At 68.2% G+C, this 25,901-nt stretch carries 21 protein-coding genes; 12 read left to right on the plus strand and 9 right to left on the minus strand.

Annotation, left to right across the window (positions count from 1 at the left end):
* Nucleotides 1-50 precede the first annotated feature (50 nt).
* From CYD53_RS16720 to trxA, 4 genes are all read left to right on the plus strand, one after another.
* Entirely contained in the window at nucleotides 51-794 is a 744-nt protein-coding gene (locus CYD53_RS16720) for a nucleotidyltransferase family protein (RefSeq protein WP_245928276.1), read from the plus strand.
* Nucleotides 787-3,894 carry a double-strand break repair protein AddB gene (addB, locus tag CYD53_RS16725; RefSeq protein WP_181011911.1) on the plus strand — a complete coding sequence of 1,036 codons (3,108 nt, stop codon included), beginning with the start codon at nucleotides 787-789 and terminating at the stop codon, nucleotides 3,892-3,894. Before CYD53_RS16720 ends, addB begins: the two co-directional genes overlap by 8 nt.
* A complete protein-coding gene (gene addA / locus CYD53_RS16730) occupies nucleotides 3,891-7,391 on the plus strand; it encodes a double-strand break repair helicase AddA (protein ID WP_103719215.1) in 3,501 nt (1,166 codons plus the stop codon). The genes addB and addA overlap by 4 nt, the downstream gene beginning before the upstream one ends.
* A 109-nt stretch (nucleotides 7,392-7,500) precedes the next feature.
* Nucleotides 7,501-7,821, plus strand: coding sequence for a thioredoxin (gene trxA / locus CYD53_RS16735; protein ID WP_069689150.1), 321 nt, complete (start codon nucleotides 7,501-7,503; stop codon nucleotides 7,819-7,821).
* Between the two features lie 148 nt (nucleotides 7,822-7,969).
* On the opposite strand, the gene CYD53_RS16740 is transcribed toward trxA, so the two are convergent.
* Nucleotides 7,970-8,368, minus strand: a complete 399-nt coding sequence (locus CYD53_RS16740; protein ID WP_103719216.1) for a DoxX family protein — start codon at nucleotides 8,366-8,368, stop codon at nucleotides 7,970-7,972.
* Between the two features lie 313 nt (nucleotides 8,369-8,681).
* On the opposite strand from CYD53_RS16740, the gene CYD53_RS16745 reads away from it, so the two are divergent.
* Complete coding sequence (locus CYD53_RS16745) at nucleotides 8,682-10,841, plus strand: transglycosylase domain-containing protein (protein ID WP_103719217.1); 2,160 nt, start codon at nucleotides 8,682-8,684, stop codon at nucleotides 10,839-10,841.
* Between the two features lie 200 nt (nucleotides 10,842-11,041).
* Here CYD53_RS16745 and CYD53_RS16750 read toward each other — a convergent pair whose 3' ends face one another.
* Entirely contained in the window at nucleotides 11,042-12,238 is a 1,197-nt protein-coding gene (locus CYD53_RS16750; RefSeq protein WP_103719218.1) for a multidrug effflux MFS transporter, read from the minus strand.
* A 65-nt stretch (nucleotides 12,239-12,303) separates the two neighbouring features.
* Nucleotides 12,304-13,044 carry a M48 family metallopeptidase gene (locus CYD53_RS16755; protein ID WP_103719219.1) on the minus strand — a complete coding sequence of 247 codons (741 nt, stop codon included), beginning with the start codon at nucleotides 13,042-13,044 and terminating at the stop codon, nucleotides 12,304-12,306.
* A gap of 248 nt (nucleotides 13,045-13,292) precedes the next feature.
* Here CYD53_RS16755 and CYD53_RS16760 point away from each other — a divergent pair, with 248 nt between their 5' ends.
* Nucleotides 13,293-13,532, plus strand: coding sequence for a type II toxin-antitoxin system VapB family antitoxin (locus CYD53_RS16760; protein ID WP_103719220.1), 240 nt, complete (start codon nucleotides 13,293-13,295; stop codon nucleotides 13,530-13,532).
* The gene (locus CYD53_RS16765) at nucleotides 13,532-13,930 is read left to right on the plus strand and encodes a type II toxin-antitoxin system VapC family toxin (protein ID WP_103719221.1); all 399 of its coding nucleotides are present in this window, start codon (nucleotides 13,532-13,534) and stop codon (nucleotides 13,928-13,930) included. Before CYD53_RS16760 ends, CYD53_RS16765 begins: the two co-directional genes overlap by 1 nt.
* A gap of 21 nt (nucleotides 13,931-13,951) precedes the next feature.
* On the opposite strand, the gene CYD53_RS16770 is transcribed toward CYD53_RS16765, so the two are convergent.
* The gene (locus CYD53_RS16770) at nucleotides 13,952-15,253 is read right to left on the minus strand and encodes a polyhydroxyalkanoate depolymerase (protein WP_103719286.1); all 1,302 of its coding nucleotides are present in this window, start codon (nucleotides 15,251-15,253) and stop codon (nucleotides 13,952-13,954) included.
* Between the two features lie 190 nt (nucleotides 15,254-15,443).
* On the opposite strand from CYD53_RS16770, the gene CYD53_RS16775 reads away from it, so the two are divergent.
* Together CYD53_RS16775 and CYD53_RS16780 are read left to right on the plus strand one after the other, a co-directional pair.
* Nucleotides 15,444-16,793 (plus strand): ActS/PrrB/RegB family redox-sensitive histidine kinase, encoded by a 1,350-nt coding sequence (locus CYD53_RS16775; RefSeq protein ID WP_103719222.1) that lies wholly within the window; start codon nucleotides 15,444-15,446, stop codon nucleotides 16,791-16,793.
* Between the two features lie 83 nt (nucleotides 16,794-16,876).
* A complete protein-coding gene (locus CYD53_RS16780; protein WP_103719223.1) occupies nucleotides 16,877-17,443 on the plus strand; it encodes an ActR/PrrA/RegA family redox response regulator transcription factor in 567 nt (188 codons plus the stop codon).
* A gap of 24 nt (nucleotides 17,444-17,467) precedes the next feature.
* On the opposite strand, the gene CYD53_RS16785 is transcribed toward CYD53_RS16780, so the two are convergent.
* Both CYD53_RS16785 and CYD53_RS16790 read right to left on the minus strand, forming a co-directional pair.
* Nucleotides 17,468-18,502: an aldo/keto reductase gene (locus CYD53_RS16785; protein WP_103719224.1), complete on the minus strand. Its 1,035-nt coding sequence runs from the start codon at nucleotides 18,500-18,502 to the stop codon at nucleotides 17,468-17,470.
* 104 nt (nucleotides 18,503-18,606) lie between these two features.
* Entirely contained in the window at nucleotides 18,607-19,776 is a 1,170-nt protein-coding gene (locus tag CYD53_RS16790) for an MFS transporter (RefSeq protein WP_103719225.1), read from the minus strand.
* Between the two features lie 99 nt (nucleotides 19,777-19,875).
* On the opposite strand from CYD53_RS16790, the gene CYD53_RS16795 reads away from it, so the two are divergent.
* The gene (locus CYD53_RS16795) at nucleotides 19,876-20,814 is read left to right on the plus strand and encodes a LysR family transcriptional regulator (protein WP_103719226.1); all 939 of its coding nucleotides are present in this window, start codon (nucleotides 19,876-19,878) and stop codon (nucleotides 20,812-20,814) included.
* Here CYD53_RS16795 and mmcB read toward each other — a convergent pair.
* A complete protein-coding gene (mmcB, locus tag CYD53_RS16800; protein WP_103719227.1) occupies nucleotides 20,811-21,272 on the minus strand; it encodes a DNA repair putative endonuclease MmcB in 462 nt (153 codons plus the stop codon). The two genes, CYD53_RS16795 and mmcB, sit on opposite strands and share 4 nt — an antisense overlap.
* A 135-nt stretch (nucleotides 21,273-21,407) precedes the next feature.
* Between mmcB and CYD53_RS16805 the strand changes: the two genes are divergently transcribed.
* Nucleotides 21,408-22,433: an MraY family glycosyltransferase gene (locus tag CYD53_RS16805; protein WP_245928278.1), complete on the plus strand. Its 1,026-nt coding sequence runs from the start codon at nucleotides 21,408-21,410 to the stop codon at nucleotides 22,431-22,433.
* A complete protein-coding gene (locus CYD53_RS16810) occupies nucleotides 22,426-23,352 on the plus strand; it encodes an NAD-dependent epimerase/dehydratase family protein (protein WP_103719229.1) in 927 nt (308 codons plus the stop codon). The genes CYD53_RS16805 and CYD53_RS16810 overlap by 8 nt, the downstream gene beginning before the upstream one ends.
* Here CYD53_RS16810 and CYD53_RS16815 read toward each other — a convergent pair.
* Together CYD53_RS16815 and CYD53_RS16820 are read right to left on the minus strand one after the other, a co-directional pair.
* Nucleotides 23,279-25,240 carry a nucleoside-diphosphate sugar epimerase/dehydratase gene (locus tag CYD53_RS16815; RefSeq protein WP_103719230.1) on the minus strand — a complete coding sequence of 654 codons (1,962 nt, stop codon included), beginning with the start codon at nucleotides 25,238-25,240 and terminating at the stop codon, nucleotides 23,279-23,281. The genes CYD53_RS16810 and CYD53_RS16815 overlap by 74 nt on opposite strands.
* A gap of 60 nt (nucleotides 25,241-25,300) precedes the next feature.
* Nucleotides 25,301-25,897, minus strand: coding sequence for a TetR/AcrR family transcriptional regulator (locus CYD53_RS16820; RefSeq protein ID WP_103719231.1), 597 nt, complete (start codon nucleotides 25,895-25,897; stop codon nucleotides 25,301-25,303).
* Nucleotides 25,898-25,901 lie beyond the last annotated feature (4 nt).

The raw sequence follows: 25,901 nt of genomic DNA on the forward strand, positions 1-25,901 counted from the left end.
ACCATGACGCGCTATGGATCGCGCAGATTCACCCCGCTCAGGAGATTCGCGTGACGGAAGCCGCATCGCCACCAATCCGCCGGGCCATGGTTCTGGCGGCCGGGCTGGGCCAGCGTATGCGGCCGATCACCGATACGCTGCCCAAGCCGCTGGTCAGGATCGGCGGCAAGGCGATGCTCGACCATGCGCTCGACCGATTGGCCGAGGCCGGGGTCGAAGAGGTGGTGGTCAATGTCCACCACCTCGCCGGGCAGATCGAGACGCATGTCGCCGGGCGGACAAGCCCGCGGATCGTGATCTCCGATGAGCGCGCCGCGCTGCTGGAGACGGGGGGCGGCACCAAGAAAGCACTGCCGCTGCTCGGCGACGGGCCGTTCTTCAGCGTCAATTCGGATACCCTCTGGAGCGAGACCGACGTCTCCAATCTCGCGGCGATGGCGCGGGCCTGGGATCCGGCGCGCATGGACATGCTGCTTCTCCTGGCCCGGCGCGAGACCAGCGTCGGCTTCACAGGAGCCGGAGACTTCGTCAGCGACGATGCCGGGCGTCTGATCCGGCGCGGCCAGGCTGCGAGCGCTCCCTATATCTTCGCGGGCGTCTCCGTGTTGACGCCGGCTTTCTTCGCCGGGACGCCGGACGGGTCGTTCTCGCTCAATCTGCTGTTCGACCGCGCCATCGCCACGGGCCGGCTCTTCGGCCATGTGCTCGAAGGACAATGGCTGCATATCGGCGCACCGCATGAAATCGCGCCCGCCGAAGCCGCCCTCGCGGCGGCGCAGGCGCTCGATGCCTGAACTCAACCTCTTCAGCATTCCCGCCGGCGCGCCCTTCCTGGAGGTGCTGGCGCAGGCGATGCTGGATGGCCGCTTCGGCAGGATCCACGACCCCGACGATCCCGCCGCGATGGCGCGCGCGACGCTCTATCTGCCGACGCGCCGGGCCGCACGCGCCTTCGCCGCCAGCCTTTCGGACAAGCTCGGCGGCCAGCCGCTGCTGCTGCCGCGGATCGTGCCGCTGGGCGATGTCGACGAGGCCGAGACCGCCCTGATCGGCGCCGGCGCCTGGACGGATGAGCGCGTCGCGCCGATCGACCCGGTGGTCAGGCGCATGCTCCTGACGCGGCTGGTCGACGCCTGGGGCAAATCAGCCAACCGCAGCCATCTCAAGCTCGATCCGTCCGAGCCGTCGCTCGTCCCGGCCACCCTCGCCGAGGCTTACGGGCTTGCCGGCGACCTCGCCGCGCTGCTCGACCAGTTGCAGACCGAGGGCGTGCCGGTCGAGCGGCTGCGGACCCTGGATGCGACGCGCTTCGACACAATCTGGCAGCTCAACGCCAGCTTCCTGGCGATCCTGGGCGAGGCCTGGCCGGCGATCCTGGCCGAGCGCGATGCCTGCGACCCGGCCGCCTTCCGCAACGCCATGCTCGCGGCCGAGCGGGAGCGATTGCTCGCGGGCGGCGCGACGGGGCCGATCATCGCCGCAGGCTCGACCGGCACGATCCCGGCGACGGCGCGGCTGCTCGCGGCCATCGCGCGCCTGCCCAACGGCGCAGTCGTGCTGCCGGGCCTCGATCTCGCCTTGCCGGAACGAGCCTGGAGCGCGATCGAGACCGAGCCTGCACCGTCGCATCCGCAGGCCGCACTGCATCATCTCATGCAGATTCTCGAAGCCACCCGCGCCGATGTGCGCTCCCTGGCCGAGCCCGACGCCTGCCGCGCGAGCCGGGAGCTCCTGCTGCGCGAGGCCCTGCTGCCGGCCTCCGTGACCGAGGCCTGGGCCGATCTGGCCGAGCGCATCACCGTTGCGGGTTCCGAAGCCGGCTTCCGCGATCTGCGCATCGTCGAGGCCTCGGCCGAGCGCGAGGAGGCGCTGGCAGTCGCCATCGCCCTGCGCGAGACGCTCGAGGAGCCGGGCCGGCAGGCGGCTCTAATCACGCCCGATCGCGGGCTGGCCGAGCGTGTCGGCGTCGAGCTGCGGCGCTGGGGCATCGATATCGACGATTCCGCCGGCCTGCCGCTGGCGCGCTGGCCGGCCGGCGCCCTGCTGCGATTGATCCTGGAGGCCGCTTTAAGTCAGGCGAGCCCGGCGAGCCTGGTCGCCCTGCTGGCACATCCGCTCTGCCGATTGGGGCTGACGCCCGAGGCCGTCGCGCGTGGAGCGGCGGCGCTGGAGATCGGCTGTTGGCGCGGCGTCTCGGTGGCCAAGGGGCTGGACGGTCTGCGCCTCGCGCTGGCCGACCTGGCGGGGCTCAAGCAGGAACCGCACGCGCCGGGCCCGCGCCGGCGGCTCAAGCCCGAGGACCAGGCCGCCGCCGCCCAGCTTCTCGATGCGCTTTGCGCGGCGCTCGGCCCGCTGATCGATGCCTTGCAGGCACCGGACGCCTCGCTTGCCACCACCATTGCCGCGGCGCGATCCGCGATCGAGGCGTTTGCCCGCGACCCTGATGGAAACACGCTCGCCTTCACGGGCGCGGACGGCGAGGCCCTGGCCGGGCTCTTCGACGATCTAGCCGGCGCGGAAGCCGACATGCCCGCAGGCGGGCGGGCACAGGATTTCATCGCGATCCTCGACGGGCTCTTGGCGGAGCGCGTGGTCAGGCGGTCGGGCGGCGGCCATCCGCGCGTCAAGATCTGGGGCCTGCTCGAAGCCCGCCTGCTCGAAGCCGACCATATCGTGCTCGGCGGGCTGAACGAGCTGGTCTGGCCGCCGGAAACGAAGACGGATTCCTTCATCAACCGGCCGATGCGGACCGAGCTCAAGCTGTCGCAGCCGGAGCGGAGGATCGGCCAGACCGCGCATGACTTCGTTCAGGCGCTGATGGCAAGGCAGGTGACGCTGACGCGGGCGCGCAAGGCCGGCGAATCCGAGACCATCGCCTCGCGCTTCTGGCTGCGGCTGAAAGCGGTGACGCCACCACCGCTCTGGAGCCAGGCGACAGCGGGCGGCAACCGATTGATCGGCCTGGCCGACCGGCTCAGCGCGCCCGCGGCGGCGCGGCCGACGGGCCGACCCGCGCCGAAGCCGGCGCGGCATCTCCAGCCGCTCTCGCTCAGCGTCACCGATGTCGAGACTTTGTATCGCGACCCCTATCAGATCCACGCCCGCAAGATCCTGAAGCTCGACGCGCTCGACCCCTTGATCGAGGATCCCACGGCCGCCGATCGCGGCAGCCTGCTGCACGACATCGTCGCGACCTTCGCGCAGACCTATCCCGAGCAATTGCCGGCCGATGCGCTCGGCCGCCTGATCGCCATCGGGGACCGGCTGTTCGAGGACTTCGCCGAGACCCCGGAGGTGCGCGCCTTCTGGTGGCCGCGCTTCCTGCTCACGGCGAGCCATTTCATCGCCTGGGAGGAGAGGCGGCGCGGGACATTGGCGCGCGTCGCCGTCGAACGCGGCACGGGCTTCGCCTTCACGCTCACTGATGGCGCCGAACTGCGGTTGAGCGGCCGGGCCGACCGCATCGAGGTGACGCATGAGCCCAAGCTCAGGATCATCGACTTCAAGACCGGCGCGCCGCCGAGCAAGGCGCAGGTCGAGAAGGGTTTCGCGCCGCAATTGACGCTGGAAGCGGAGCTCGCGGCCCGCGCCGGCTTCCGCGACCTGATCGGCCCGACGCCGGTCGAGGCGCTGCTCTATCTCAAGCTGCATCATGACCCGAAGGCCTGGGCCAAGGACAAGCCGCTCGATTTCGACGGCGAGCCCTTGGCCGATGTCGCCGCGCGCCATCTCGAGCGCCTGCTGCAGCATCTCGACGCGCTCCGCAGCGGGCGCGAAGCCTTCGTCTCGCGGCGCGCGCCGGACTACATCAAATATGCCAGCCCCTATGACCAGCTCGCCCGCGTCAAGGAATGGTCGGCCGCCTCCAGCGAGGATGAGGGGGGCGAGGCATGAGATCGGCACCCCAGATTCCGCCGCTGACGCAGCAAAGGCAGGCGCTCGCCGCCAACCCTCGCCTCAGCGCCTGGGTCTCGGCCAATGCCGGCTCGGGCAAGACCTATGTGCTGGTCAACCGCGTGCTGCGCCTGCTGCTCGACGGCGTCGAGCCCGGCCGCATGCTCTGCATCACCTATACCAAGGCGGCCGCCGCCAATATGGCGAACCGTATTTTCAAGGCGCTCTCGGAATGGGCGACCATGCCCGACGACGGCTTGACGGAGCTGCTCACGGCGCTGACCGGGAAAGCCTCCTCCCCGGAGCAGCGCGCTACGGCCCGGCGGCTCTTCGCGCAGGCGCTGGAGACGCCGGGCGGCCTGAAGATCGAGACCATTCACGCCTTCTGCACGCGGGTGCTGCAATCGGCCCCCTTCGAGGCGAATGTGCCGCCGCGCTTCGAGGTCGCGGACGATCTGGCCCAGGCCGAGATGCTGCGCGATGCGCGGCGCGCCTTGCTGACGCTGGTCGCGGCCGATCCGGAAGGCGCCGAGGCCAAGGCGCTCGACCTGCTCGCCCGGCAGGCGGCGCAGGACACATTCGATGCGATGATGCAGGAGGCGCTGCGCCAGCGCGCCTTGTTCAGCGATGCGCAAGGCCGGGCACGAGACGCCGGCCAGATGCGCAACGGCATGGCGGCCTTCCTGCGCATCGCGCCCGATCTGACCGCCGAGGAGGTGCAGGCCTCCTTCCGCCGGTCGCTCGCCGGGATGGGCGGGCTGCCGCGCCTGATCACCGGGCTGGAAGCAGGCAGCGCCACGCGCCAGCTTTTCGCCGCGAATCTGCGCGCGCTGCTCGCCGGACAAGGCGACGGCGACCCGGTCGCCCAATGCCGGCGCGGCTTCATCACCGAGGCCGGCAGCATCAACGCCAATATCCGCGGCAAGGGCAAATCCGAATTCGAGCCGGATCTGCTCTCGGTGCTGGAAAGCCTTGCAGCCGGCGTGCTTACGGCCAGCGACCAGCTCAACGCCATCGCCATTCGCGACCGCAGCCATGCCCTGGCGCTGCTGGTGACGCGGATGCTCGCCTCCTATCAGCGCCTGAAGAGCGAGCGCTCACTGCTCGACTATGACGACCTGATCGCCAAGACACGCTCGCTGCTCTCCCGCGTCGAGGCGACCTGGGTGCTCTACAAGCTCGACGCCGGCATCGACCACATCCTGCTCGACGAGGCGCAGGACACCAGCGAGGCGCAATGGGCGATCCTGGGCAAGCTCGCCGAGGAGTTCAGCGCCGGCTTCGGCGCAGGCGAGGATGCGCTCAAGCCGCGTACCGTCTTCGTCGTCGGCGACGAGAAGCAGTCGATCTACGGCTTCCAGGGCGCGATGCCGAAGGCTTTTGGCGACGAGCGCCAGCGGCTCGGCCAACGCATCCAGGAGGCCGGGCAGCGTTTCGAGCCGGTCAGCCTCAACACCTCCTTCCGTTCGACCAGCGACATCATGCAGGCGGTCGATGCGGTCTTCGCCGCGCCCGACCATGCGCGCGGCCTCGTCTTCGACGGCGCAACGCGACCCGAGACGCATGACACGGTGCGCCGCAACGACCCCGGCTGCGTCGATCTCTGGCCGCTCTGCGCCAATGACCAGGGCGAGCCGCCCGACGCCTGGACGACCCCGGTCGATGCGGCCGAGCGGCGCAGCGGCATCGTCAAGCTGGCCTCCCGCATCGCCGGCGTGCTCGGCCGCTGGAGCCGGGCCGGGCAGGACGATCTCGGCCACCCCTTCGCGCCCGGCGACGTGATGATCCTGCTGCGCCAGCGCGGGGCGCTGTTCGAGACAATCGTCAAGGCGCTGAAGGACGAGGGCGTGCCCGTCACCGGCCGCGACCGCCTGACCCTCGCCGACCACCCGGCGGTCGAGGATCTGATCGTGCTCGGGCGGACGCTGCTGCTGCCCGATGACGACCTCACGCTCGCGACCGCATTGAAGACGCCGTTGATCGGGCTCGACGACGACGATCTGCTGCGCCTGGCGCCCGAGCGTGCCGGCTCGCTGCGCGAGGCGCTGCGAGAGGCCGGCGCCAACGAGCCGCGCTATGCCGCGGTCGAGCGCAAGCTGGCCGCCCTGGCGGTGGAGGCCGGGCGCTCCGGGCCGTTCCGCTTCTTCGCCGGGCTGCTCGGCCCGGGCGGCGGGCGCAATCTCGCTTTGGCGCATCTGGGAGCCGAGGCGGGCGACGCTCTCGACGCCTTCCTCAACGCGGCGCTCGACCATGAGCGCCGCCATGGCCCTTCGCTCGCCGGTTTCCTGCAGCATATTTCCGGCACGGCGGCCGATGTGAAGCGCGACCTCTCCGCCAGCGCCGGCGAGGTTCGTGTCATGACCGTGCACGGCGCCAAGGGGCTGGAGGCGAAGATCGTCATCCTGGCCGACCTCGCGCCCGAACCCGGCGCCAAGCGTTTGCCCAAAATCCTTGCCGTCGACCCGCCACGCGGCCTGCCTGTGCCGCTCTGGCCGCCGGCGGGCGCGGAGGATGCGGAGGCGACGCGGGCCGCCAAGGCGCTGGTCGTGCAGCAGATGGTCGAGGAGCACCACCGCCTGCTTTATGTCGCGCTGACGCGGGCAGAGGACCGCCTGATCGTCTGCGGGGCGCAGCCCAAGGGTGAAGCGCCCGAGGGCAGCTGGTATGCGATGGTCGCGGCCGGGCTCGCCGCCTCCGAACAGGGCCTGCAGGACATAGCCGCACCCGACGGCCAGGGCGTGATCCAGCGTTTCCGCGTTTCCGCGCCGCGCGCTGCCGAGCCTGCCAAAGCGCCGGACGTGCGCGGCGCGATCGAGATCCCCGCCTGGTTCGACCGCCCCGCGCCGCGTGAGCATGAGCCCGCGCCGCCCTTGAAACCGTCGAGCGCTCTGGCTGCCGCCGATGGCACCGACCGGCCGGGCGACGGACCCTTCCTTGCCCAGGCCGCGAGCGCCGGCCGGTTGGCACATCTGCTGCTGCAGATATTGCCCGAAGTCGAAGCCGCACGGCGCGAGGCGGCCGCACACGCGCTGGCGGCGACGCGCGGCGGCGGCCTGCCAACAGAGCGGCGCGCGCGGATCGTCGAGGCGGCGCTGGCGTTGCTGCGCGAGCCGGCGCTGGCCGCGCTGTTCGCTGAAGGCTCGCTCGCCGAAGTGCCGGTCGCCGGCGCGATCTTGCTGGCGGATGGTTCCCGACGCGCGGTATCAGGCCAGATAGACCGGCTGGCCGTGACGCAGGATGAAGTCCTGATCGCCGATTTCAAGACCACGGCGCGGCCCCCAGCGAATGCAGCCGCGATCCCGCCTACGACGCTGGCGCAGCTTGCGGTCTATCGTACACTTGTCGGGGCGATCTATCCCGGCCGCCGCGTGCGGGCGCTGGCGATCTACACCGCGACGCTGACGACGCTCGAGCCGGACGCACGTGATCTCGACGCCGTCTTGGCGCAAATGGCAGACTTGGCGAAAATGGCCGACCTGGCGAAAATGGCAGGTTAGCCTTGCTTCAAGGGCCTGTGACCGCGCCTTGACCCAGGCCTTGCGCATTCATAGCTTCACCGCGAATGCAGCGCTGCTGCCAAACAAAGTCTTGAAAGGCGACCAAGCCATGGCGACGACCAAAGTGACCGATGCGAGCTTCGAGGCGGATGTCCTGAAGTCCTCCGAGCCGGTCGTGGTGGATTTCTGGGCGGAATGGTGCGGTCCCTGCCGCATGATCGGCCCGGCACTCGAGGAAATTGCCGGCGAGATGAACGGCAAGGTCAAGATCGTGAAGATGAACGTCGATGAGAACCAGGCGATCCCCGCTCAGTTCGGCATCCGTTCGATTCCGACCCTGATGCTGTTCAAGGACGGCAAGCTGGCCTCGCAGAAGGTCGGCGCGGCCCCCAAGAGCGACCTGTCGCGCTGGATCGCCGGCTCCGTCTGAGCGTTTTGCCCGATCCAATAAAAGAAGCCCGCCTTTCCCCTGGGGAAAGGCGGGCTTTTTCGTTGCGCTAGAAGCTGAGAGTATTGCTCTTGCGAAAAACCGGTACCGACTTTTTCGCGCAATGCTCTCGTGGTCGAGGCAGGCTCGATCAGGCCTTGCTGCGGCTATCGACGCTCCAGGCGCCGGCGCCGGCGACGAAGAGATAGAGGAAGACGAAGCAGTAGAGGATCGCAGCGTCGCCACCGTTCATGATCGGGTAGAGGCTCCGGGGCGCGTGGAACATCCAGTAGGCGTAGGCCATCTCGCCCGCGAGGATGAAGGCGACGGGCCGGGTCAGGAAGCCGCCCAGCAGCAGCAGGCCGCCGAAGGTCTCGAGGATCGCGCCGAACCAGAACAGGGTGAACGCGGCCGGCAGGCCGCTGGCCGGCGCCACGGGGAAGCCGATGAGCTTCTGCGTGCCATGGGCAATGAAGATCAAGGCCGTGACGATGCGCAGCAATCCGAGCATCTGGGGGGAATAACGCTGGAGGGAATTGAGGGCCTGCATATATCTCTCTTTCCGTGCAACTTGCGATTTCGACACAAAATCTTCGTCGATCCGCGGAGAATCGATCGAGGCATCCCCACCCAAGGGTTTATTTTTGCGTTTGATAGGCAGATTGCCGCAGGCGGCGCAATATTCTCCGCGCGGCGATACAGGCTTGCATGACTGCAACATCTTCACGTTCACGTGACGCTGCGACGCATCCCCGCCAGCTCCAGGCTTAACCACCCCTTAAAAGCGCCATGTTTCACTCCTGTTTGACGCGAGGGCAGCTTTACCTTTTTGAGAATGTGCCGACAGGCTTGAACGGGGCGGAATGAACGACAAGGCGAGACGGGGCGAACGGCGCGAGCCGTCATTCGAACGCGGACGCGACGAAAGCCGCGACGATTTCGACATGCGTCTGTCCGATGACGATCGCCCAGTGCGCGGCAACCGTGCGCCCGCCCGTTATGACGAGCGGCGCGAAGCCCCGCGGCGCGACAAGCGCAATGGTGGCGGCAATGGCGGTGGCGGCCGGCGGCGCAAGCGCAGAGGCCGCTCGCTGCTTGGCGGCCTGTTCTACTGGACCATGGTGCTCGGCCTCTGGTGCGCCATCGGGCTGGGCGGGCTGATTGCCTATCACGCCGCGCAATTGCCGCCGATCAACCAGCTTACCGTGCCGAAGCGACCGCCCAATATCGCGATCCTCGCTGCCGACGGCACATTGCTCGCCAATCGCGGCGAGACCGGCGGACGCACCATCACGATCGGCGAGGTGCCGCCCTATCTGCCCAAGGCCTTCGTGGCGATCGAGGACCGGCGCTTCTACGAGCATTTCGGCATCGATCCGGTCGGCCTGGCGCGCGCCATGGTCAATAATCTGCGCCGCAGCGGCGGCGTCCAGGGCGGTTCGACGCTGACGCAGCAGCTCGCCAAGAACCTGTTCCTGACCCAGGAACGCACCGCCGCGCGCAAGATCCAGGAGGCGATCCTGGCGCTGTGGCTGGAGCGGACCTACTCCAAGAACCAGATTCTCGAACTCTACCTCAACCGCGTCTATTTCGGTTCGGGCGCCTATGGCGTCGAGGCTGCGGCGCAGCGCTATTTCAACAAATCGGCACGCTCGGTGACGATAGCGGAGGCCGCGATGCTGGCTGGCCTCGTGCAGGCGCCCTCGCGGCTCGCGCCCAACCGCAATCCGGACGCCGCCGAGAAGCGGGCGCAGCTCGTGATCGCGGCGATGGCCGATCAGGGCTTCATCTCGCAGTCTGCCGCCAAGACGGCGCTGACAGCGCCCGCCGAGGTGCCGGAACGCAGCGGCGCCGGATCGGTGAATTATGCGGCCGATTATGTGATGGACGTGCTCGACGACTTCATTGGGGGGGTCGAAGGCGACGTCACCGTGCTGACGACGATCGACACCAAGCTGCAGGCTTCGGCCGAGACGACGCTGGTCGAGGCGCTGGCGGCGCAAGGCGCCAAGCTCAGCGTCAGCCAGGGCGCGGTCGTCTCGATGGCGCCGGACGGCGCGCTGCGGGCGCTGATCGGCGGACGCGACTACACCAAGAGCCAGTTCAACCGCGCCACTGCCGCCAAGCGCCAGCCGGGCTCGTCCTTCAAGCCCTTCGTCTATCTGACCGCGCTGGAGCAGGGCCTGACGCCGGACACGATCCGCGACGATTCACCGGTTTCGATCAAGGGCTGGGAGCCGGAGAACTATTCCCGGAGCTATCGCGGCCCGGTGACACTGCAGACCGCCTTCGCCCATTCGCTCAACACCATCGCCGCCCGGCTCATCCAGGAGGTGACGCCGAAGGAGGTCGTCCGCACGGCGCAGCGCCTCGGCATCTCGTCCAGCCTGCAGCCCAATTTTTCGCTGGCGCTGGGCACCTCCGAGGTCACGCCGGTGGAGCTGACGACGGCTTATGCCACCTTCGCCAATGGCGGGCAGTCGGTGCTGCCCTATGTCATCCGCGAGGTGAAATCGGCCTCCGGCAAGGTGATCTATGCCCGCAAGGGCTCAGGCTTCGGCACCGTGGTGCAGCCGCAGGCGCTCTCGATGATGAACACCATGTTCCACGAGGTCATGCTCAGCGGCACCGGCGCCAAGGTCAATATTCCCGGCTGGGAGGTCGGCGGCAAATCGGGCACGACGCAGGATTTCCGCGACGCCTGGTTCGTCGGCTTCACGGCCCGCCTCGTCACCGCCGTCTGGCTCGGCAATGACGACAACAGCCAGATGAAGCGGGTGGCCGGTGGCGGGCTGCCGGCCGAGATCTGGGGCAAGTACATGAAGACCGCCCATGCCGGCATGCAGCCTGCGCCCCTGCCGGGCGGGCTCTGGCGCAGCGGGCCCAAATCGATCTTCGACAGCGGCGCGCCGGTCGCGGCCGCCCGCCCGCCGGCCAATACGCAGACGGCCGACAGCGAACGCAGCTGGGTGCCGCCAGCACCGCAGGAGAAGAACCTGCTGCAGAAGCTGTTCGGCGGCTGATGCTGGGTTGTTCGCTGGAACCTCCCCGTCATTCCGGGGCAGGCCGCAGGCCTGGGCCCGGAACCCGGAACCGCTGATGTCAAAAGGCTAAGACGCTTCTGTCGCCGCGCCTTGTCCTGCTGAACCTGGGTTTATGGTCCAGGCTCGCTGCCGCGCAGCGCCCGGATGACGGCGTCGGTCCGAGCGAAAGCGGCGGCCCCTCAGACCTTGCCGGCGCGGATCGCCGTGCTCGCCTTGAACAGCACCAGCGCGGCCACGCCGAGCGCCGACATCACCAGCGGCAGCGGCAGCGCCGTGCCCTTCAGGGCATGGCCGACGAGAAGCCCGACGCAGGCTGAGAGCAGCATCTGGCAGAGCCCGTTGAAGGACGAAGCCGCGCCCGCCCTGTCGGGAAACGGCATCATCGCCGAGGCTTGCGACTGCGGCACGGTCAGCCCGACGCCGCAGGCATAGAGCGCCATCGGTACGACCACGCCGAACGGCCCGCCGATACCGGCCGCGACGCAGATCAGCATCGCCAGGCCACCGCCGGCGAGACAGGCGACGCCGATCGCGATGACGCCGTCCAGCCCGCGCGAGCCGACGAGGCGCTGGGCGAGGATGGTGCCGCCGATGAAGCCGAGGACGCCGAAGCCGAAGGACAAGCCGTACTGCACCGGCGACAGGCCGTAGACGCCGATCAGCACGAAGGACGAGCCCGAGATGAAGGCGAAGAGCCCGGCATAAGCCAGCGCGGTCAAGCCGACATAGACGCGAAAGGCGCGGTTCTGCAGCAGCACGCCGAAGCCGCGGAAGATCGCGGGGATGGAGAGCGCGCCGGGCGTGCGCGCCCTGAGCGTCTCGGGCATGACGAGAATGATCGTCGCGGCGAGGCCGAGCGCGAAGACGAGCGAGGCGACGAAGGTCGAGCGCCAGCCGAAGGCATCCTGCAAGACGCCGCCCAGGACCGGCGCGACCGCGGGCACCAGCCCCATGATCATGCCCATGCGCGCCATTTCGCGGCCGGCACGCGGCCCCTCATAGAGATCGCGCACCATGGCGCGGCCGAGCACGATCGGGCCGGAGGCGCCGAAGGCCTGGATGGCGCGCGCCGCCGTCAAGGCCCCGATCGAGGGCGCGAGCGCACAGGCGAGCGTCGCCAGCAGGAACAGGGCCAGCCCCGCGAGCAGGATGGGCTTGCGGCCGAGCCGGTCGGAGAGCGGGCCCCAGATGATCTGGCCGCCGGCATAGCCGAAGAGGAAGGAGGACAAGGTCGCCTGCGCGCCCGCGACATCCGTTTCCATCACCCGCACGATCTCAGGCAGCGACGGCAGGTAGAAATCGGTCGAGAGCGGCCCAAGCGCGGTCAGCATGGCGAGGACGGCGGTCATCGCCAGCGTATCGGGACGGAGTTTCATGGAGGTCGCGACCCTTGGGCTGGCTGTGCCCGCTATCTAGGCCGGGAGCATGGTGCTGTCGAGCTTCAGCCGAAGCCGTGCAGCCCCGCGCCATGGCGCTTGAGCCAGATTTCCGCCTCTTCCGTGCGCGGGCAGAGCTTGTGGGTCAGGGCCCAGAAGCGGTGCGAATGGTTCATCTCCTTGAGATGGGCGACCTCATGGGCGGCGAGATAGTCGAGCACCAGCGGCGGCGCCAGGATCAAGCGCCAGGAGAAGTTCAAATGGCCCTTGGACGAGCACGAACCCCAGCGGCTGGTGGTGTCGCGGATGGTGATCTTGCGCGCCGGGATGCCGAGCGTCGCTGTGTGCGTCCTGACGGCGCGCTCGAGGTCCTCGAGCGCGGCGCGGCGCAGGAAATCCTTGACGCGGCGGGGCACATGCACCGCCTCGCCCGCCACCGCGATGATCGCCACGCCATCCTTGTCGGCCGTCGCCCGGGTGACGCCACGCGCCTTCGACCAATGCACGATGCGGTGCGGCACGCCGCGATAGGGGATGATTTGGCCGGGCTCGAACGGAACCGATAGCGGCCGCTTGGCGAGACGCGCCGCGATCCAGCCGCCATGCCTCTCGGCGAACAGCCGACCCGTCGCGAAATCGGCGCGTTCGGGCAAGGTCAGCGTGATCTCGCCCGTCGCCTGCGAGACGCGCAAGGTCATGCGGCGCGCGCTCGCACGCCGCTTCACCGCGACCGGGTAGACCGTGCCGGCATGGGGAACCTCGATCCTGTCGGGATCGGGCTGCCGCTTGAACAGAGAGAGCCGCATCGCGCGCAATGGTGCCGGATTCGCAAGCTTTGCGGAAGAGGCGAAAGAACTCTAACGGCGACCGGTCGGTGAACATGGTCGCGCCGGCCGGCTGTCCAGTGAGAGATGGAAGGCTTTCGGCTCCTCGCCTGTGCGGCGCGAAGCGGACGCTACAGACGTCGCGACATGCGCCCAGCCCCATTTTGTATTGATGACCGCGACATGGCGTATTGATATGAATGTCCATACAGATTTCGGAAGACACCCGCATGACCCTGCAAATCCGCGACGATCGCGCGCGCGAGCTCGCCCAGCAGCTCGCTCGCAAGCGCAAGGTGACGATGACCGAGGCCGTGATTCAAGCGCTCGAGGGAGAATTGCGCCGCGAGACTGAGAAAGAGCCGCTGGCCGCTCGGCTGAAACGGATCGCGGCCGAACTCGCGGCCAAGGGCGAGCCGGACGGCCACGCCATGACGAAGGACGAAATCGACGCGATGTGGGGCCATTGATGTTCGTCGATACGTCGGTCATCGTCGCGATCCTGGCCGACGAGCCGGAGGCGGGTGGCTTCGCCCTAAAGCTCTCGGCCGCACCCCATCGCTACACCTCGGGGCTTGTCATTCTTGAAGCGGCGATGCGGCTATCGAGCTTGCTCAACGTCAATCCGATCGAGGCGGAGATCCGCATCCAGCTGGTTTTGGATGAGGCCCGAATTTCAATCGTTCCGATCAATGGCAGCATCGCCAAAAAGGCCGTGGCGGCCTTCGCGGCCTTCGGCAAGGGCCGCGACCATCCGGCCCAGCTCAATCTCGCCGACTGTATGTCCTATGCCTGCGCCCAAGCCTACCGCGTTCCCCTGCTGTTCAAGGGCAACAACTTTTCTCAGACCGACATTCAGGTGGCCTGAGAGACCGTTTCCGCCAAGAGATCAGCTCGCGATCTTCAGCGCCTTGCGGGCCTCGACCGCGCTCGCCTCCCGCCGGCTCCTGGCCGCCTCCATGTCGAGGCTGACCATGAAGTCCGAGATGCGCGGAGCGATCTCGGAACGGAAGCGCGAGCCGTTGAAGACGCCGTAATGGCCGACGCCCATCTGAAGGTAGTGGACGCGCTTGTCGGCCGGGATATTGGCGCAGAGATCATGGGCGGCCTGGGTCTGGCCGACGCCGGAGATGTCGTCCTTCTCACCCTCGACCGTCATCAGCGCGACGCGGCGGATGGCCGTGCAGTCGACCGGCTTGTCGCGATGCATCATCGTGCCCTTGGGCAAGGCATGCTCGACGAAGACGGTCTCGACGGTCTGGAGATAGAACTCGGCGGTCAGGTCCATCACCGCCATGTACTCGTCGTAGAAATCGCGATGCTTCTCGGCGGAATCGCCGTCACCCCGAATCAGATGCTTGAACATGTCGTAATGGGCGGTGACGTGCCGATCGAGATTCATCGCCATGAAGCCCGAGAGCTGCAGAAAGCCGGGATAGACAGCGCGGAAGAAACCCTGGTTCGGGAAGGGCACGGTGGTGATGCAGTGGTCGCGGAACCAGTCGATGCCGCGATCCATCGCGAGCTTGTTGACCTCGGTCGGCGAGCGGCGCGTGTCGATCGGCCCGCCCATCAGCGTCATCGAGCGCGGGGCGCATGGATCGTTCTCCGCTTCCATGCGGGCGATCGCGGCGAGTACCGGCACGGAAGGCTGGCAGACGGCCATGACATGGGTGTCGGAGCCGAGCATCTGCAGCATGGCGATGACGTAGTCGATATAGTCGTCGAGATCGAAACGCCCGGCCGAGAGCGGCACATGACGGGCGTCGACCCAATCGGTGATGTAGACCTCATGGCCGGGCAGGAAGGCCTCGACCGTGCCGCGCAGCAGCGTGGCGTAGTGGCCCGACATCGGCGCGACCAGCAGCACCTTGGGCTGCGGCTTGCGGCGACCCTCGATCTTGCGGTCGAAATGGATCAGCTTGCAGAAGGGCCGCTCCCAGACGATGCGCTCCTCGACCGCGACCTTGACGCCGTTGATCGTGGTCTCGGCCAGGCCGAAGGCAGGCTTGCCATAGCGGCGCGTGCTGCGCTCGAACAATTCGCAGGAGGCGGCGATGGTGCGCCCAAACGGCGTGTAGCTCAGCGGATTGGCCGGGTTCTTGAAAGCGAGCTGCATCGCGTCGGACAGGCCGCGCGCGGGCCCCACCATCATGTGCACAGCTTCAAAGGCATGGTAGGCAAACGACATGGCGGCCCCGTACATGCGAAATCGGTCTTTCGGTCGCGGCGACGACTCATGATGCGCCGCAACAGGGAACGCACCGTAGGTGGTATTTGTTCTCATTCAACCCGGCTAAAGACTAAGATTTCGCTGCGATGCCGATCTGCCACAGGAAATTGCTGACGATGCCGCATCGGCCAGTGTCCGGAACAGAGCCGTGACGCCCCCCGATTTCCTCGAATCGGCGCTCGCCCGGTCGAGCCGGCATCTGCGTCTCGACACCCTGGTCCGGCTGCGCTGGCTCGCGATCTCGGGCCAGAGCCTGGCCGTGGCGGGCGTGCATTTCGGGCTCGGCTTCGTCTTGCCCTTCGGCTGGTGCTTCGCCGTCATCGCCGTCTCGGCCTGGCTCAACATCGCGCTGCGCATCCGCTTTCCGCTCAGCCATCGCCTGACGGCGGGCGCTGCGACCGCGCTGCTGGCCTTCGACATCATCCAGCTCGCTGCATTGCTCTACCTCACCGGCGGGCTGCAGAACCCCTTCTCGATCCTGTTCCTCGCGCCGGTAATGATCTCGGCGACGGCGCTGCCGCCGCAGCGCACCTTGCTGCTCGGCATGCTCGGCGTCGTGCTGGCGACAGGGCTCAGCTTCGCGCATCTGCCACTGCCCTGGGCCGGCGAGGGCCGCCCGGTGCTGCCGCCCTATTACCAGGCCGGCAACTGGATCGCGCTCGTGCTGGGCCTGGGCTTTACCGGCATCTATGCCTGGCGCGTCGCCAAGGAGGCGCGCGACCTCTCCGACGCGCTCACCGCCACCGAGCTCGTGCTGGCGCGCGAGCAGCATCTCTCGCAGCTCGACGGGCTGGCCGCCGCCGCCGCCCATGAGCTCGGCACGCCGCTCGCCACGATCGCGCTGGTGGCGCGCGAGCTCTCGCGCCTGGCGCCGGCGGAAGGCGAAATGGCCGAGGACATCGCGCTGCTGCGCGAGCAGGTCGAGCGCTGCCGCGGCATCCTCGGCAAGCTCACCTCGCTGCAGGACGACGATGGAAGTCCTCTGGATGAATTGTCGCTGCGCCTGCTGATCGAGGAGGCGGCCGGGCCGCAACGTCCCTTCGGCATGCCTTTCAAAATCGCAATGCAGGGCGAGAAGCCCGAGCCCATCTGTCGCCGCAACCCCGGCATGATCTACGGACTCGGCAACATCGTCGACAATGCGGTCGATTTCGCCCGGACGGCCGTGACCATCACGGCGCGCTGGGACGACAACCAGGTCACGCTGATCATCGCCGATGACGGGCCGGGCTTTCCCGCCGACGTGCTGATGCGCGCTGGCGAACCTTACCTCACCCATGGGGCGGGCGAGAGCCGCGCCGGCGGCGGGCTGGGCCTGGGGCTCTTTATCGCCAAGACACTGCTCGAGCGGGGCGGGGCGACGATCGAGTTCTCGAATCTGCCCGCTCCGGCAAGCGGCGCCTCGATCAGGATCAGCTGGCCCAGAGCCGTGTTCGAAGCCGGCCTGCGTCCGCAGGGGGCTACAAACCCGGACATTTCGGCCCTACATAGGGGTTGATTGATCCGCCCCCCGCCTGATGCGTAGCGAGGGCAACCGCGCTACAATTCCGCCGGGACAGGCCCGGCGGAAGGAGAGTTCCGATGCAAGACGTGCTGAGCGAAGCCGCCCCGACGGAGACGTCGGCGGATATGTCCCTGCTGCTGGTCGACGACGACAAGCCGTTTCTGACCCGGCTGGCGCGCGCCATGGAGGGACGTGGCTATCTGGTGCGGACTGCTGAAAGCGTCTCGGCCGGGCTTGCCGCCGTCGAGGAGGCCGCCCCGGCCTTCGCCGTGATCGATCTGCGCCTCGCCGACGGCAACGGGCTCGATGTGATCGCGCGATTGAAGGAGCGCCGGCCCGATGCACGCGGCATCGTGCTGACCGGCTATGGCAATATCGCGACCGCCGTCAGCGCCGTGAAGCTCGGCGCCTTCGACTTCCTCGCCAAGCCCGCCGACGCCGACGAAATCCATTCGGCCCTGGCCGCCTCGCGCAATGCCCGCCCGATGCCGCCGGAAAACCCGATGTCGGCCGACCGGGTGCGTTGGGAGCATATCCAGCGCGTCTATGAATTGTGCAGCCGCAATGTCTCTGAGACGGCACGCCGGCTGGGCATGCACCGGCGCACCCTGCAGCGCATCCTGGCGAAGCGCGCGCCGCGATAGGCCTCGCGCGCTCGCCATCGCGGTCTAGACTGGTGGCGGGTTGATCTGCTTGAAGCCGCCTTCGCGCCAATAGGGATAATGCGGGTAGGCCGGCGTCACCGCGCTCGCCGCATCGAGCCGCGCGACCTGCTCGCGCGTCAGGCTCCAGCCGACGGCGCCGAGATTCTGGCGCAACTGCTCCTCGTTGCGCGCGCCGATGATGACGCTGGCGACGCTCGGGCGGCGCAGCAGCCAGTTCAATGCGATCTGCGGCACGGTCTTGCCGGTCTCCTGCGCGAGCGCATCCAGCACGTCGACGATGGCGTAGAGCCGCTCATCGTCGACTGGCGGGCCGAAATCGGCGCTTTCATGCAGCCGGCTGCTGGCGGGAAGCGGCTGGCCGCGGCGGATCTTGCCGGTCAGGCGGCCCCAGCCGAGCGGGCTCCAGACCATCGCGCCGACCTTCTGATCGAGCCCGAGCGGCATCAGCTCCCATTCATAGTCGCGCCCGACCAGCGAATAGTAGACCTGATGGGCGACATAGCGCGGCCAGCCATGGCGGTCGGCGGCGGCGAGCGACTTCATCAACTGCCAGCCGGAGAAGTTGGAGGCGCCGACATAGGTGAGCTTGCCGGCCCGCATGAGCGCGTCGAGTGCGCTCAAGACCTCCTCGACCGGCGTCGCGGCATCAAAAGCATGGAGCTGCAGCAGGTCGATATGGTCGGTGCGCAGGCGCTTCAGCGCCGCCTCGACGCCGGCGATCAGGCGCAGGCGCGAGGTGCCCGCCTGCAAGGGGCCATCGCCCGCGGGCAGCCCGAGCTTGGTCGAGATCAGCGCCTGATTGCGCCGGCCCTCCAGCGCCTCGCCCAGGATCGTCTCGGACGCGCCGCTGGAATAGACATCCGCCGTGTCAAAAAGCGTGACGCCGGCCTCGAGGCAGATGTCGACGAGGCGCTTGGCCTGGGCAACGTCGGTGTCGCCCCAGGCGCTGAAAAGCGGCCCCTCGCCACCAAATGTGCCGCAGCCGAAGCTGAGGGCCGGGACTTTCAGGCCGGATGCGCCGAGCTGTCGATGATCCATGAGGTTTCTCCTGTCAGGCGAAAAGCGCATTCTCAAGCGAAGCGGACGCCGGTTCCCTCGCGACAAATGCGAAGCGTTTGCGCGGAGAAAACGAGTCAAGACAATCAGACGGTCGCGAGGCGGGCGCTGCGTCGTTCGATGGCGAGGCTCCAGGCGGCGAGGCCAAGCGCCGCCAGCGGCACCAGCGCGGCGATCGGCGCGATGCCGGGCAGCCCCGGGCCATGGCTGATGACGAAGCCGCCGAGCCAGGCGCCGAAGGCATTGCCGAGGTTGAAAGCGGCGATATTGAGGCTGGACGCCAGTCCCTGACCCGCGCCGCCGGCCTGCTGCAGCACCCGCATCTGCAGCGGCGCGACCGTGGAGAAGGCGGCAGCGCCCAGCGCGAAGGCCGCGACGACCGCCCCGATCTTGCTGTGGAAGGCGAAGCCGGCTGCGACCATCACCAGCGTCAGCAACAGCAGCGTGCCGATCAGGGCGGGCGAGAGGCTGCGATCGGCCCAGCGGCCGCCGAGCAGATTGCCGATGACGAGGCCGGCCCCGAAGACCAGCAGGATCGGCGAGACCGCCTCCTGGCTGAAGCCGGCGAGCTCGACCAGCAGCGGCTGGATATAGGTGAAGACCGCAAAGACGCCGCCGAAGCCGAGCACGGTGATCAGCAGGCCGAGCTGGACCTGCGGCCGGGCCAGCACCGCAAACTCCTCCGAGAGCGGCGCAAGCGGCGCGGTCTCGCGCGCCTTGGGCACGAACAGCGCCAGGATGACGAAAGCCAGGATGCCGATCGCGGTCACCGCCCAGAAGGTCGCGCGCCAGCCATAGGCCAGGCCGAGCCAGGAGCCGAAGGGCACGCCGAGCAAGGTCGCCAGAGTCAATCCCGTGAACATCACGGCGATGGCCGAGGCCTTGCGCTCCGGCGCGACAAGCCCGGTCGCGACGACCGAGCCGACGCCGAAGAAGGTGCCATGCGCCAGCGCCGTGACGATGCGCGCGGCCATCAGCCAGCCGAAGCTGGGCGCGAGTGCGCAGGCCAGATTGCCGAGGGTGAAGATCGCCATCAGGACGAGCAGCGTCGTCTTGCGCGGCAGCCCTCGGGTCGCGATCGTCAGGATCGGCGCGCCGACGAAGACGCCGAGCGCATAGCCGGTCATCAGCAGGCCGGCGGTCGGGATCGAAATGGCGAGGTCACCCGAGACCTGCAGCAGCAGGCCCATGATGACGAATTCGGTGACGCCGATACCGAAGGCGCCAACGGTGAGGGCATAGAGTGCGACGGGCATGACGGCTTTCCCGGAATGATGATGAGCCGGGGATATGGCAGCTGGCCCGCTTATGAATTAGATTGCCTTCAGGACATTGATTTGTGAGGTGAAGTCATCATGCCGCGGCCGGACATCAACCGCTCCGGCGAGATGGAGGTGTTCGCGAGGGTCGTCGAGCTCGGCGGCTTCTCGCCGGCGGCGCGCTCGCTGCGGATGACACCCTCGGCGGTGAGCAAGCTGATGGCGCGGCTCGAGGCGCGGCTGGGCGTGCGCCTGATCATCCGCTCGACCCGCAAGCTCCAGCTCACCGAGGAGGGCGCGACCTTTCACGCCGGGGCGTTGCGCGTGCTGGCCGATCTCGACGAGGCCGAGCGCTCGGTCGCCGCCGGCCAGATTCCGCGCGGGCGATTGCGGGTGAATTCGAACGTGCCCTTCGGCCGGCTTTACCTGCTGCCGCTCGCGCCGCGCTTCATGGCCGCCCATCCCGGCGTACAGCTCGACATCACCATCACCGACCAGGTCATCGACCTGATGGACGAGCGCGCCGATGTCGCGATTCGAGTCGGGCCGATGCGTCCCTCGCAACTCGTCGCGCGCAAGCTCGGCGCAGCCGCGATGGCGATCGTCGCCTCGCCCGATTACCTCGCCCGCCATCCGGCACCCCGGAGCATTGCCGATCTCGCATGGCACGACCTGATCACCTTCAATTTCGCCCGCCATTGCGACGAATGGCCGTTCTGTCTCGATGGCAAACGCCTCTTCGTCCCGGCCCATGGCCGCGTCACGGTCGGCGACGGCGAAAGCGCGCGGCAGCTCGCCCTGAACGGTCAGGGGCTGGCGCGGCTCTCGCTCTTCCATATCGGCCATGACATCGCGGCCGGCCGCCTCGTGCCGGTGCTGGAGGATTTCAATCCCGGCGATGTCGAGGAGATCAACGCGGTCTATGTCGGCCATGGCGGCCGCTTGCCGGCGCGCGTGCGCGCCTTCATCGATTTCCTGGTCGAGACGGTGGACCTGACGGCGCCGCCGGTGACGGCCGAACCGAGCCCTGCCTAAAGTCCCGGATCCTCCAGCAGCGCCAGGCGCCCGGCTGCGAGCTTGGCGAAGGCGATGGTCAGCGCCTTGCGCCTGGAGCCGCTGAGCGGGTGGCGGGGCGCCTCGCGCAGCATCTCGCCGCCATAGGCGTCGGCGACGATCAGCCCGACATCCTCGGGCAGGATCTCGCTCGGGAATTCCGGCGCGACCGCGAAGAGGAAACCATCGCAATAGTCGCGATAATCCGGCCATTTGCCGTCGACGCGGTAGTCCTCGATCCCGGATTTGACCTCGACCACGAGCAATTCACCCGACGGCGAGAGCGCGACGATGTCGCCGCGCCGGCCATTGGCGAAGGTCATCTCCTTGACGATGGCGTAGCCGCGCTCGCGCAAGTGCCGGCCCGCGCCACGGCAGACGGCGCGGGTGATGTCGGGCCGCGTCGGTGGCGGGTTCAGGCGGGACTCTGCAGTGGACATTGCGCCATGTTCACTCTTTGTGCCAATCCATGCAAGCCCGGCTTGCAACACGGCCCCGCACCGGACGGATTCGCACGCCTTTGGAAGCCATCACCCTCTAGGCATTTGCCTCGACTTGCTTATGGTGCCGCCGCCTTGGACAGCTTTCTCGCCCCCCTCCTGATCCTGATCACCGCAGCCGCCATCTCGGCCGTGCTGTGCGTCGCCTTGCGGCCGCTGCTCGCGCGCTATGCGCTGGCGCGCCCCAATGCGCGCTCCAGCCACAGCATCCCGACGCCGCAAGGCGGCGGGATCGCGGTTCTGGCCGGGGCTTTCCTGGCCCTCGGCCCCGGCCTTCTGCACGGCCCACTCCCAGCCGGGGCGCAAAACGATCTCGTGCTGGTCGGCGCAGCCGCGATCCTGCTCGCCGTCGTCGGCGCCTGGGACGATATCCGGCCATTGCCGGCGAGCCTGCGGCTCGTGCTGCAGGCGGCCTGCGTCGGGCTCGTCATCGTCTATGCCGCGCCGGGGCTGCGGCTGTTTCCCGGTCTCATGCCGCTCGCGCTGGAGCGCGTGCTGGCGCTGCTGGCCGGCGTCTGGTTCGTCAATCTCGTCAACTTCATGGACGGGATCGACTGGATCACCATTGCCGGCATCGTGCCTCTGACCGGCGCCTTGGCGCTGGCGGGGCATGCGGGCGCGCTCGATTTGGGCAGCACCTGGCTGGCTGCGGCGCTCTGCGGCGGGCTGATCGGCTTCGCGCCCTTCAACAAGCCCCGCGCCCGGCTCTTCCTTGGCGATGTCGGCTCGCTGCCGATCGGCCTGCTCACCGCCTATCTGCTCTACAGGCTCGCCGGAACCGGCGCTTTCGCGGCGGCGCTGATCCTGCCGCTCTACCATCTCTGCGACGCTACGCTGACGCTGCTGCGCCGATTGGCGCGCGGCGAAAAAATTTGGGAGGCGCATCGCTCGCATCTCTATCAGCAGGCGACCACGAACGGCTTCAGCGTGCTCGGCATCGTCACGCGCATCGCCTTGCTGAACCTGATCCTGATCGCGCTGGCCGCGTTCAGCCTGCGTATCCCCGACTTCTGGGGGCAACTCGCCTGCCTTGCGGTGGCGCTGCTGCTGACCGCGGCTCTGCTGCACAGCTTTGCGCGCCCGAGGGCCGCCCATGGCTGAACCGCGCATCCTCGTGACCGGCGCGAGCGGCTTCGTCGGCCCGCATGTCGTGGCCGCGTTGCGCGATGCGGGTTACCGCCTGCGCCTGACGCAGCGCCGCGTCACCACGGCGCCGCCCGGCATCGAGACCGTCGTAACGGGCGATCTCGCCACGGCTATCGACTGGCGCGCCGCGCTGGAGGGCGTCGACCATGTCGTGCACATGGCCGGGCTCGCCCATGCCGGCCCCGGCCTCGATGAGGCGCTCTACCAACAGGTCAACACGCAGGCGACGCTCGACCTCGCTGAAGCCGCCAGGCAAGCGGGCATTGCGCGCTTCGTCTACCTCTCCTCGATCAAGGCGCTGAGCGGGGCTTTCGGCGGCCCGCCCTTGCGCGACGACGACAGCCCGGCGCCCGACGACGCCTATGGCCGCTCCAAGCTCGCAGCCGAGCAAGGCCTGGCCGCGCTCGATCTCGACTGGATGAGCCTGCGCCCGGTCCTGGTCTACGGGCCGGGCGTGAAGGCCAATATGGCGGCGCTGCTCAGGCTCGCACGCCTGCCCTTGCCGCTGCCGCTCGGCGGGCTTAACGCGCCGCGCTCGCTGCTGGCGGTGGAGAACCTGGCGGAAGCGATCCTGTTCGCACTGACGCCGGCCTGCCCGGCCCGCAGGAGCTACATCGTCTCGGATCCCGAGCCGATCAGCGTCGCGGAGATCATCACGGCGATGCGGGCGGGCCTGGAACGCAAGCCCGGGCTGATTCCCGTGCCCGTGGGATGGCTCGGCCTTGCCGCCCGTCTTGCCGGCAAGCAGGACGCTTTCGCCAAGCTGAGCGGCGGGCTCGTCGCCGCGCCGGACCGCCTGCTCAGGGCAGGTTGGCGGCCGCGGGTCGCGACTCCGGCAGCTCTGGCCCGGCTTGCGGCTTCGCCCGCAATCTGAAATCGGGGATGGCCTCGTCGAGGATGGCCTCGGCGGCGGCGCGCTCGTCGTTCCTGATGCCGACTTCGAGCCGCGCCAGCCAGCCCTGCATGCGCGAACGCCCGGCGAAGATCGGCTTCGCCGCCATGACGCCATCGAGCCCGGTCTCGGCCTTGGGCTCGTCGCGGGCGAACAGGATCTCGTTGAGACGCTCGCCCGGCCTGACGCCGGTGACCGCGATGTCGATATCGATGCCGGGCTCATAGCCGGCGAGCCGGATCATGCGCTCGGCCAGGTCCATGATCTTGACGGGCTGGCCCATCTTGAGGATGTAGACGGCAGCGCGCTCGGCCTCCGGCTCGTCGCCGCGCGCATGCGAGGCGGCGGTGAGGACGAGATCGCAGGCCTCGCGGATCGTCATGAAATAGCGGATCATCTCCGGATCGGTGACCGTCACCGGCCCGCCGCGCTCGATCTGCGCCTTGAATTTCGGCACCACCGAACCGACCGAGCCCAGCACATTGCCGAAGCGCACGGCGACCAGCCGCATGCCGGCGGCGGCCGCGACGAACTCGGCATCGCGCGACTGGACATACATCTCGGCGAAACGCTTGGTCGCGCCCAGCATCGAGACGGGCTCGATCGCCTTGTCGGTCGAGATCAGCACGAAGATCTTGGCGCCGGCCGCGATGGCGGCATCCGTCACATTCACCGAGCCGAAGATGTTGGTCTTGATGCCCTCCGTCCAGTCGGCTTCCAGATAGGGCACATGCTTCAGTGCCGCCGCGTGGATGACGATGTCGGGTGCGAAGGAGCTGAAGAGCGGCGTGATGCGGGCGCGGTCGCGTACATCGGCCAGCGCGCCGTTGACCACGGTCTGGTGGCCCTGGGCGATGAGCTCCTCGGTGATCTGGAAGAGCGCAGGCTCCGAGCTCTCGACGATCAGCAGTTCGGCGGCGCCGAAGGCGGCGCAGCGCAGGCAGATCTCGGAACCGATCGAGCCGCCGCCACCGGTGACCAGCACGCGCTTGCCCTTCAGGAAGGAGCCCAGCCGCTCGCGATCGATCGTGACCGTGGGGCGAACCAGCAGGTCCTCGATCTCGAGCGGTGCGAGCTCGGTGTCGCGCATGCCCTCGCCCAGGCTGTCGACGCGCGAAATCGGCAAGGCGAGCTTGCGCGTGCGCGCCAGCCATTTGTCGGGCTCGGCTTCGGGAACCAGCGCGCTCGCCGTCGCGACGATGCGGCGGAAGGGCTCGCCGCGCTCGGCGGCGTCCAGCGCCACCGTCTCGATCTCCGCGAGGAGGCCCAGCACCGGAACGCCGCGGATCGACTGGCCGAGATCATCGGCGCGCGGCGACAGGATGCCGGCCGGTCGCAGATTGCGCATGGTGCCGGCCTCCATGGCGCGGATCACCATCTCGACTTCGACGCCGCGCCCGAGCAGCAGCGCCGGCAGGGTCTGGCCGCGCTGCGCCAAGTGCTTGGAGCGGGAGTATTTGAAATAGCGATAGGCCAGCCGCGGGCCGCCGAGCAGCGCGTTCTGCACCAGCCAGTAGAGCGCGATCGTGATCTTGCCGAAGAAGAACGTGCCATAGAGGTTCGGCGCGACCAGGACATAGTCGACCACGAGCAGGGTCAGGCTCAGGATCGAGACCGCCTTGACGATGTTCGACAGGTCCGGCAGCGAGGCGAAGCGCCATTTCGAGCGGTAGAGCGAGAAGAACCAGTAGACCAGCCCGGCATAGGCGACGAAGAACGGCAGGCCGCGCGGCAGGAGCCTGAGATGCTCGGCGAGCTGCCAGTTCTCGAAACGGATGACGAAGACGAGCCAGATCGCCAGCGCCGTGACCACGAGATCATGGACGATGACGGCGAGCTTCTTGAGATTCTGTTTGGAGAAAGAGGCCATGGCAGGCGGGGTATCCCGCTCCGTGGAGGGCTTGTCAACGCAAGCGGAGGCGGGCGTCGCTCAAGCGGCGTCGACCGGCGGCTCCAGCGCGGCCATGATGAAGTCGATCATCTCGTCGATGCTGGGCCCCGGCATGCGCGAACATTGCGACATCAGCAGCGGGTGATGAAAGCGGATCATCGCCGTGCGGATGCAGCGGGTGGCCTCACCGGGATCGACCTTCCGGAACGCGCCGCTCTCGACGCCCTCCGCGACGACTTTGCACATCAAGGCGTCGAACCGGGCGATATGGCCCAGGATCGCGTCCCAGCTCTCCTCCATCGCCGCGCAGACCATCTCATGCATGCGCTGCTGGTCGGCATAGCGGGCCTGGTTGATGCGGTAGGAGGTCTGCAGCATGTCGCGCAGGCGGTCGGCCACCGGCCGGTCCTCGGCCGCGATCGCAGCCAGCGCCGCCTCGTGCTCGCCCTTGTAGCGAGCCAGCACCGCCTCGTTGATCGACTTCTTTGAATCGAAAAAACGATAGACGTTGGCTGGGCTCATGCGCAGCGATTTGGCGATGTCGGCGACCGTCGTCTTCTGGTAGCCGATGTCGCGAAAGAAGCGCTCGGCCGTGTCGACGATGGTTTGCCTCGTATCGCGTTCAGGATGGCTCAACGCG

It is taken from the genome of Allobosea psychrotolerans, assembly GCF_002917105.1.
Classification (GTDB): domain Bacteria; phylum Pseudomonadota; class Alphaproteobacteria; order Rhizobiales; family Beijerinckiaceae; genus Allobosea; species Allobosea psychrotolerans.

Bases quoted from the DNA above. Each gene is read 5' to 3' on its own strand.
- CYD53_RS16770 (WP_103719286.1), bottom strand. From the start codon at position 15,253: ATGTCGTTTGCCTACCATGCCTTTGAAGCTGTGCACATGATGGTGGGG.
- CYD53_RS16795 (WP_103719226.1), top strand. From the start codon at position 19,876: ATGCCGCGGCCGGACATCAACCGCTCCGGCGAGATGGAGGTGTTCGCG.
- mmcB (WP_103719227.1), bottom strand. From the start codon at position 21,272: ATGTCCACTGCAGAGTCCCGCCTGAACCCGCCACCGACGCGGCCCGAC.
- addA (WP_103719215.1), top strand. From the start codon at position 3,891: ATGAGATCGGCACCCCAGATTCCGCCGCTGACGCAGCAAAGGCAGGCG.
- CYD53_RS16750 (WP_103719218.1), bottom strand. From the start codon at position 12,238: ATGAAACTCCGTCCCGATACGCTGGCGATGACCGCCGTCCTCGCCATG.
- CYD53_RS16745 (WP_103719217.1), top strand. From the start codon at position 8,682: ATGAACGACAAGGCGAGACGGGGCGAACGGCGCGAGCCGTCATTCGAA.
- CYD53_RS16780 (WP_103719223.1), top strand. From the start codon at position 16,877: ATGCAAGACGTGCTGAGCGAAGCCGCCCCGACGGAGACGTCGGCGGAT.
- CYD53_RS16790 (WP_103719225.1), bottom strand. From the start codon at position 19,776: ATGCCCGTCGCACTCTATGCCCTCACCGTTGGCGCCTTCGGTATCGGC.
- trxA (WP_069689150.1), top strand. From the start codon at position 7,501: ATGGCGACGACCAAAGTGACCGATGCGAGCTTCGAGGCGGATGTCCTG.
- addB (WP_181011911.1), top strand. From the start codon at position 787: ATGCCTGAACTCAACCTCTTCAGCATTCCCGCCGGCGCGCCCTTCCTG.
- CYD53_RS16765 (WP_103719221.1), top strand. From the start codon at position 13,532: ATGTTCGTCGATACGTCGGTCATCGTCGCGATCCTGGCCGACGAGCCG.
- CYD53_RS16755 (WP_103719219.1), bottom strand. From the start codon at position 13,044: ATGCGGCTCTCTCTGTTCAAGCGGCAGCCCGATCCCGACAGGATCGAG.
- CYD53_RS16785 (WP_103719224.1), bottom strand. From the start codon at position 18,502: ATGGATCATCGACAGCTCGGCGCATCCGGCCTGAAAGTCCCGGCCCTC.
- CYD53_RS16815 (WP_103719230.1), bottom strand. From the start codon at position 25,240: ATGGCCTCTTTCTCCAAACAGAATCTCAAGAAGCTCGCCGTCATCGTC.
- CYD53_RS16740 (WP_103719216.1), bottom strand. From the start codon at position 8,368: ATGCAGGCCCTCAATTCCCTCCAGCGTTATTCCCCCCAGATGCTCGGA.
- CYD53_RS16810 (WP_103719229.1), top strand. From the start codon at position 22,426: ATGGCTGAACCGCGCATCCTCGTGACCGGCGCGAGCGGCTTCGTCGGC.
- CYD53_RS16760 (WP_103719220.1), top strand. From the start codon at position 13,293: ATGACCCTGCAAATCCGCGACGATCGCGCGCGCGAGCTCGCCCAGCAG.